Genomic DNA, 7,284 nt, shown 5'->3' on the forward strand with positions numbered 1-7,284 from the left:
TATCCATCGTCTTCTGTTCGCTCAGCCCTCTTCGCTCAATCGGCAAACACTTCGTCTCAAGCATTGAGCGCCGCTGACCGTAACAAAATCCAGAAAGCCGCTGGCAACGCCACCCTGAACTATGTGCAACAGCATCTCGACAGGCTTCAAAATGCATTGGGGGGCCGTGAGCAGGTCATCAAGATCGCGGCCCATCACGGGGGTCAGCAGGCCTTGCAGGCGCTGCTGGACAAGGGCCCGGCCCTGCGCAACGCCGGCTTCAGCAACGACAACCTGGTCAAGGTCGCCGCCAACGGGGGCGGTGCGCAAGCCTTGCAGGCGCTGCTGGACAAGGGCCCGGCCCTGCGTCAGGCAGGCTTCAGCAACGACAACCTGGTCAAGGTCGCCGCCAACAATGGGGCTCAGCAGGCCTTGCAGGCGCTGCTAGACAAGGGCCCGGCCCTGCGTCAGGCCGGCTTCAGCAACGACAACCTGGTCAAGGTCGCCGCCCATGATGGCGGCGCCCAGGCCTTGCAGGCGCTGCTGGACAAGGGCCCGGCCCTGCGTCAGGCCGGCTTTGGCAACGACAACCTGGTCAAGGTCGCCGCCAACAACGGGGGTCAGCACGCCTTGCAGGCGCTGCTGGACAAGGGCCCGGCCCTGCGTCAGGCAGGCTTTGGCCCCGACAACCTGGTCAAGGTCGCCGCCAACAAAGGGGGTCAGCAGGCCTTGCAGGCGCTGCTGGACAAGGGCCCGGCCCTGCGTCAGGCCGGCTTTGGCAACGACAACCTGGTCAAGGTCGCCGCCCATGATGGCGGCGCCCAGGCCTTGCAGGCGTTGCTGGACAAGGGCCCGACCCTGCGTCAGGCAGGCTTTGGCAACGACAACCTGGTCAAGGTCGCCGCCAACAACGGGGGTCAGCACGCCTTGCAGGCGCTGCTGGACAAGGGCCCGGCCCTGCGTCAGGCCGGCTTCAGCAACGACAACCTGGTCAAGGTCGCGGCCAATATAGGCGGTACGCAGGCCTTGCAGGCGCTGCTGGACAAGGGCCCGGCCCTGCGTCAGGCCGGCTTCAGCAACGACAACCTGGTCAAGGTCGCCGCTCATGATGGCGGCGCCCAGGCCTTGCAGACGCTGCTGGACAAGGGCCCGGCCCTGCGTCAGGCCGGCTTCAGTAACGACAACCTGGTGAGGATTGCCGGCAACGGCGGTGCTAAGAAAACGCTGGACACGCTATTGCAGGTCTATCCGCGACTGGCCCAGGGCGGCGTTTCCCAAGCTGAGATACTGACCTTGGCGACTAAACATCGGGGGGCTTCCGGCACGCTCCAAAGCAAGCTCAAAGAACTGACACGGCTGCTGGGCGGGTTTGCTTGAGGCCGGGGGCGTGCGTGAAGTCGAAGTGGAGTCGGTGAGCCAGGCCGACATGCTACGCCGGGTGGTGCAGCACATCCCGGAAAAGCATTTTCGAATGATCCGGTATTTTGGATTTCTGGCCAACCGGGTGTGTGGAAAGTATTTGCCAAGGTGTATGAGGCGCTGGAGATGGCGAAACCAGGGCCGGTGCCGAAGTTGTATTTTGCGCAGATGGCCAAAGCGTTGTTAAACGTTGATCCGTTCAGCTGCGTGCTGTGCGGGGCAAAGATAGTGTATACGGCAGCGATCAGCGGGCTGACGGTAAAGGGGCTGGTGACCCATGCCCATGCCATTGCGCGGATGATGTACGTCAAATCCTGATGCAGGGAAGGTGCGTCCAAAATCTGAAAAAGCAGAGAAAAGTCTTATTTGGCTGACACTTTGATGAATTTTGCTCATGGAAAACAGGTGCTGTCGATGTCCGCGACGGTATGGGTGAGCGCTGGCGATTACCTTTTCCACCTGCCTGTCTTGTGTAGAAATCTTTGAAATTCCTATACATGGACGATGAGCCCTCTAGCCTAACGCCGCTTTGCTTGATTTAACATAGCACCCGTTCTACTAATTCAGGTGGGCAATGGAACCGCCGAGGGACGTAGCCGAATCCAGCTATTCGCCATTCGCCCAACGATAGGTCGGTAAATGGAGGGTAAATAGCTTGTTCTGAACATCCAGTTCCTTTCCAGCAGCCAGGCAATGTGCTTTGAGCTGGTCCAGGGTCAGACCATGCTTCTGAGCCACAACCGAGGCCATGTAATACCCGCCTCGCTTGCATACCTCGGTAAAAAGCTCATGGTGGTACGTTTCACTGACGTTGCCACCCGTCCTGTAAGCAGTACTCGTAGTGGATGGTGGGCGATAACCAAAGTGGTCACCCAGTATCTGACAAAGGTCGCGATAGATACGGGGACTATGGGCTGCAAGTCCATGTGGACCAGCTCCTATACCCGCTTTGGGCATCCGCAACGTTCGGCCCGAAGCGAGTTTGTAGAGCTTGCGCAAGGCCTGAAGCAAGGCTTCGCGCTCCGTGTCTTGATCTGAAAAAGGCACAGGCGTGTCGTTGATAATGGCCTTGCGAACGGGGATGCCACACGTATTAGGCTCTGCCAGGATACACATCGTGCCGGCACAGATCTGACCATCCAGCGCCAACTCAACGGCATACACCTGATCGCAATTGGCGCGTAATACGTCAACGTTAATCGTTTCATACTCTTCAACCACGAACCGACGCATTGGCATCCCTTTGCTACTGATAAACCGTCTGGCGAGTTACTCGACCCACGCTTCAACCATTTCAGACCCGTGCTCTTCTTTCCATGCTTTAAGCGTTTTGTTGTTGCCACCCTTGGTTTCAACAACCTCGCCAGTGTCAGGATGCTTATAGCGCTTCAATGTACGCGCCTTACGGGTTCTCTTTGCTGGCGCTGCTTCGCTACGACGCGCTGCCTGGGGATCGAGAATTGCAACGATGTGCCTCAGGCTGTAATTGTATTCACCCAGAAGCTCGCGAAGCTTCTGTTCGAATTCGACTTCGCGCTTTAAGCCTTCGTCGTTTTTCATGCTCTCAAGCTCAGCCAGTTGAGCAGCCAATTTCTGTTCTAAAGCGCGAAATTCGGCAAGACGTGACATGGGGTTTCCTCGTTGGTTAGCAGATAGCCAGTATAAGCGCTAATACAGATATTGCCTATTGCTAGCTTATCTACTACCAACCTGGCATAGGTAAGCGTTTACGCGCACCTAGCGGCATGCGATGCAACGCCGCACTGAGCGTTCCATGAGGTTGCACTCAGTTTTGCCGCTGCCGGGAATGAGAAGCTCAACCACAATAGATTCTATGCTAAAATTATTGGATCCTGATTTTTGAGCTTACTAAAATGGTCTCTAACCTAGCAATCAACTTCATGCATTCGCTAAACCACATCCCTTGGAGTGAAAGCATAGCAGTGCGGCTTGAGCTAACTGTTACAACTGAAAGCGAAATAAGCCTGGCAATTTTCGACAGGCATACCAATTATTTGGTATTACGCACCCATGATATAGAAGGAAAGCTGTCGAGCCTGGACTGGTTTGATCGCATTTTTTGGAAAGTCACTATTGATGGGGCACCAGCAACTGAACAGGCGTTTTCTGCACTGGAAGAAGATAAGTGTGATTTGGGCATTGATGCTAGAAATTGCACGCTGGTTTTAGGCTCGGCGGTCTCAGTGACCAAATGCAACACTCAAGATAAGGTGACGCATTGATCGGCTCAGGTGGTACGTAGTCGATGACTAGCTGGCCAGGGCTTAGCTCACGTAGGTAATGGTCCATCGATTCATACATAGAATAGCGTCCACACATGGCTTACTTGCCGCCTTACTGGTTTGTTGTCGTGCGTCAATACGCCCTTACCGTCCACAACTGGTCAATGCGCGTCGTGTAGCTCTGGCTCATAAACTCGCGGCGCATCCCCCACTCGGGTTCTATGGGCACGGTAGCTGAGCGCAATGTACCTCGGCCCCAGCGGGCATTGATACTGTCCATGATTCCCATCAGCTGCTCGCACTTCTGCGGCTGCGTCCGAGCGAACAGGTCGCCCGTGTACTCCCCAGGCTGCCGCAGGTCCAACAACAGTACCTCGGCCTTACTGTAGCGATAGCCCTTGCGGAAAATGCGCTCCACGGCCTCTGTGGCCGCGTTGGTCATCAACAGCGTGTCGTTCGTAGGGTAGGGCAGCTCGACCAGGATGCCGTTCGTATACTTGGCCTCGTCAGGGTTGAACATGCCCGTGCGTATGCTGATCCGCATCTTCTTGCACATGGAGCCCTGAGCACGCAGCTTCTCAGCGGCTCTTGCAGTGTAGGTGGCCACCGCCTCTTTGATCGGGTGCAGGTCCGTTAGCCGCTTGCCGAACATCCGGCTACAGCAAATCTCCTGCTTGGGTGGGTCGGGCTCGTCCAGCTCCATACACGACACACCGGCCAGCTCGCGTGCCGTGCGTTCCAGGACCACACTGAACTTGGCCCTGAGCGTCACGGGATCGGCCTTGGCCAAGTCCATGGCCGACTGGACGCCCATGCCCTGCAGGTGCGCACTCAATCGCCTGCCGACACCCCACACTTCTTCCACGGCGGTGTTGCGCAGCACCCAGTCACGCTTAAATGGGTCGCAGATATCGACAACGCCGCCTGTCTGCTGCTGCAAGCGCTTGGCCGTGTGGTTGGCCAGCTTGGCCAGGGTTTTGGTCCTGGCAATGCCTACACCAACCGGAATGCCCGTACACCTGAGTACCTTGTCCCTGATCGAGCGACCAAACGCGGTGAGGTCGCCAGGGTGGCCGGTTAGATCACACCACACCTCGTCAATGCTATAGGGCTCACACGCAGCTACCATGCCTTCCACTATGGTCATAAATCTCTCACTGAGCTGACCGTAGAGCGCGTAATTACTGCTGAAGGCCACGATGCCGTGACGGCGTAGCGTGTCCTTGATCTGGAAGTACGGCGCACCCATTTTTACGAATGGTTTAGCGTCGTAACTGCGTGCTATCACCGCACCATCATTGTTCGAAAGAACTACGATAGGTGTCTTGGCCAAGTCCGGCCTGAATACTCGTTCGCAACTGGCGTAAAAACTGTTCGCGTCGCAAAGCGCAAACACCGGCTCAGGCGTAGGCATGATCGCGCACGCTGTACCGCACCACACCCCAGATACTCATTTCATCGCCTTCCAGGATGAACCGCTGCGGGTAGGCTGGGTTTTCAGACTGGAGAATCACTTCGCGTCCTTTGTGGTGCAGTCGCTTGCAGACGGGTTCACCATTGAGTGCGGCAATGACGATATCGCCGTGACGGGCCTCGCGGCTTCGATCCACGATCACCAGGTCACCCGTAAACAGCCCGGCACCGATCATGCTGTCGCCGTCGATCTTCACCAGGTAGATGTGTGGGGCTCGTATATCGAACAGCTCATCCAGGGAAATATGCTTTTCCAGGTGATCCGCTGCGGGAGAGGGAAAGCCTGCGGGCACGCAGCAGGCAAAGAGCGGCAGGGTTAGAGTGGAAGGCCCCAGCGGCCCGAGGATAGAAAGTGCCATCGCATTAATCGTCCTGCACAACGGTCCAGAAAATCTGGATGTGGCCATCGTCGCGGTGCGCCACGGTCACGTTATCTGTCTCGGCCAGCTCCGCCATGATCTGTTCCCAGGCGTCATCTGAATCACTGTCCAGCCGTTCTAGCAGGGCTGATTTGTTCTTTTGCGCTGTGGGATTGTTGATAGCGCGCTGCAACCGTAGCGCCAAAACTTCATAGGGTTTGGGCGCTGGTGGCGCTACAGGGGATTTCTTGGCCATGCGGGTAACTCATAACTGTATGCATTTACAGTATTACACTCAAAACGCGGCCAGCAAGAATTTTTCTCGCCGGTCATCGCTGCACAGCCGCAAAGCGGACCCAGTTCTCAAAACCCAGCCAGCACGGGTCTGAGGGGGATAACGGTTGCAGTTATGCACTCTTTTCCGTTGATTAACCGGCCTTGTCTAACACGCCGCATTATTCAGCCGTTATGTGCTTGTACTGGCGATACCAGTTCCACCAGTTGCGCAATGGCACCAGGTCAAGGGCATCGACCTCTGATGCAACAGGTGCTGGCCCTTCCGGCACATTGGACTCACACTCATCCGGCCTGGCTAGCCGCCAATGCGTAACCCCGCTGACGCCCATTTCCAGCGACTCGCTCCACCAGTGCGGCCTATCCAGGTCAAACGAACAGACCATCAGTTCCCCACCGTAACTGGGGCTGTACACCACATAGCGCAGCCTGCCAAAACAATCGTTCCAGGGGAACGCATCGGTACAGGCTACCCACCGATGCCCGAGGGGTTCGATCAGGTCGGCAGTGGACACAACAGGCGTTATCAACCCGCCTTCCAATGCCAGTCTGCCAGCAGCGGGGTTAATGACCGGCCCCCAGTCCGCCAATGCATACACCGGCCCTACTTTGGTGATTTCGACTCTGACCTGTTCCCGAGCCTGCGCAACCAGGTTAATCACCGTCTTTTTGTCGAGGCCGGTCCTGGTCGCCACTTTCACCAACGTGGCTTGCTCGATTTCCTCAATGGCACCTAACACCGCCAGCAGGCGTCGAAAGTCCCCTTTGGGGTAGGCCGATTTTGCGCTCACAGCTGATATCCAAGGTGACTTTAACGCACCTACTGTATTCCAGGATTTTGCCTGACGCCAGGCATTTTACGCACGCCTGGGCAATGCCCCCGCGCTAGTGGCGTCACTCCTTTCCTGCAGCCAGGCAAAGCCTCCAAAACACATGCCTTCACTGAAGGCACATTGCGGTCGATAAAGCGGTATAGGACTTCAAAGCCCGCGCGCACACGCGCCCGGTTGAGCCGGCAGGTGGCGTAGCCGCCTGGGGGCGATGTATCCGGGTCTTAGCGCCCGAAGGGTGGCCGTAGGCCAGGGCAGGGCGGCTGTGCCGTCCTGGGCCGCTTAGACGGGCTTTATCACGGTGGCCAAGTCACCTTTTCGCGCCGTGCCGTAGGCACGAAATGCGCGAGCGTTACCGCTCTGTGAGGTGCTTGGCCACCTCTCAAAGCAATGTTTCTACCCGGAGGGGGTTACTGAAAGGGGTATAAAATTTCAGTTATTTCAAGCTATCCACAGAAATGGCCTGGGGTGACCAACACTGGTGTGATTTTGGAGCCGATTTGCGCACTTTTAGAACCGTCCTGATGCCGCGTGCCGATGCTTCCATCGGGGCAGAATTCCCCCTCAAATCGCAGGCGTGACAAGGCCTCCGCGTGAGCGGATAAGGTTTTCGGGCAAAGTAAGGGTGTTACTTGGTCCTGCTGGCTGCCGACGCTAACAGTTTGTCCAGCGCGCTCAACGGATCAG

General features: G+C 57.0%; 7 protein-coding genes and 2 pseudogenes. 3 read left to right on the top strand and 6 right to left on the bottom strand.

Features of this window, described 5'->3' with window-relative positions:
* Both HBH25_RS22650 and HBH25_RS22655 read left to right on the top strand, forming a co-directional pair.
* Window positions 1-1,356, top strand: a pseudogene (locus tag HBH25_RS22650) (hypothetical protein); the annotation flags it as partial.
* Between the two features lie 28 nt (window positions 1,357-1,384).
* Window positions 1,385-1,716 (top strand): annotated as a pseudogene (locus HBH25_RS22655) (transposase); the annotation flags it as partial.
* Between the two features lie 288 nt (window positions 1,717-2,004).
* Here HBH25_RS22655 and HBH25_RS22660 read toward each other — a convergent pair.
* Both HBH25_RS22660 and HBH25_RS22665 read right to left on the bottom strand, forming a co-directional pair.
* The gene (locus HBH25_RS22660) at window positions 2,005-2,631 is read right to left on the bottom strand and encodes a DUF7831 domain-containing protein (protein ID WP_168086192.1); all 627 of its coding nucleotides are present in this window, start codon (window positions 2,629-2,631) and stop codon (window positions 2,005-2,007) included.
* 36 nt (window positions 2,632-2,667) lie between these two features.
* On the bottom strand, window positions 2,668-3,027 hold the full coding sequence (locus HBH25_RS22665) for a histone-like nucleoid-structuring protein, MvaT/MvaU family (protein ID WP_168086193.1): 360 nt from the start codon (window positions 3,025-3,027) through the stop codon (window positions 2,668-2,670).
* A gap of 272 nt (window positions 3,028-3,299) precedes the next feature.
* Between HBH25_RS22665 and HBH25_RS22670 the strand changes: the two genes are divergently transcribed.
* The gene (locus tag HBH25_RS22670; protein WP_168086194.1) at window positions 3,300-3,641 is read left to right on the top strand and encodes a hypothetical protein; all 342 of its coding nucleotides are present in this window, start codon (window positions 3,300-3,302) and stop codon (window positions 3,639-3,641) included.
* A 133-nt stretch (window positions 3,642-3,774) separates the two neighbouring features.
* Here HBH25_RS22670 and umuC read toward each other — a convergent pair whose 3' ends face one another.
* From umuC to HBH25_RS23115, 4 genes are all read right to left on the bottom strand, one after another.
* Window positions 3,775-5,055, bottom strand: a complete 1,281-nt coding sequence (umuC, locus tag HBH25_RS22675) for a translesion error-prone DNA polymerase V subunit UmuC (protein ID WP_168086195.1) — start codon at window positions 5,053-5,055, stop codon at window positions 3,775-3,777.
* A complete protein-coding gene (locus tag HBH25_RS22680) occupies window positions 5,042-5,473 on the bottom strand; it encodes a LexA family protein (RefSeq protein ID WP_168086196.1) in 432 nt (143 codons plus the stop codon). Before HBH25_RS22680 ends, umuC begins: the two co-directional genes overlap by 14 nt.
* Before the next feature lie 4 nt (window positions 5,474-5,477).
* Window positions 5,478-5,729 carry a DUF1654 domain-containing protein gene (locus tag HBH25_RS22685; protein WP_168086197.1) on the bottom strand — a complete coding sequence of 84 codons (252 nt, stop codon included), beginning with the start codon at window positions 5,727-5,729 and terminating at the stop codon, window positions 5,478-5,480.
* 199 nt (window positions 5,730-5,928) lie between these two features.
* A complete protein-coding gene (locus HBH25_RS23115) occupies window positions 5,929-6,558 on the bottom strand; it encodes a hypothetical protein (RefSeq protein ID WP_218585519.1) in 630 nt (209 codons plus the stop codon).
* Between the last annotated feature and the right edge of the window lie 726 nt (window positions 6,559-7,284).

It is taken from the genome of Pseudomonas quercus, assembly GCF_012033695.1.
GTDB classification, from domain to species: Bacteria; Pseudomonadota; Gammaproteobacteria; order Pseudomonadales; family Pseudomonadaceae; genus Aquipseudomonas; species Aquipseudomonas quercus.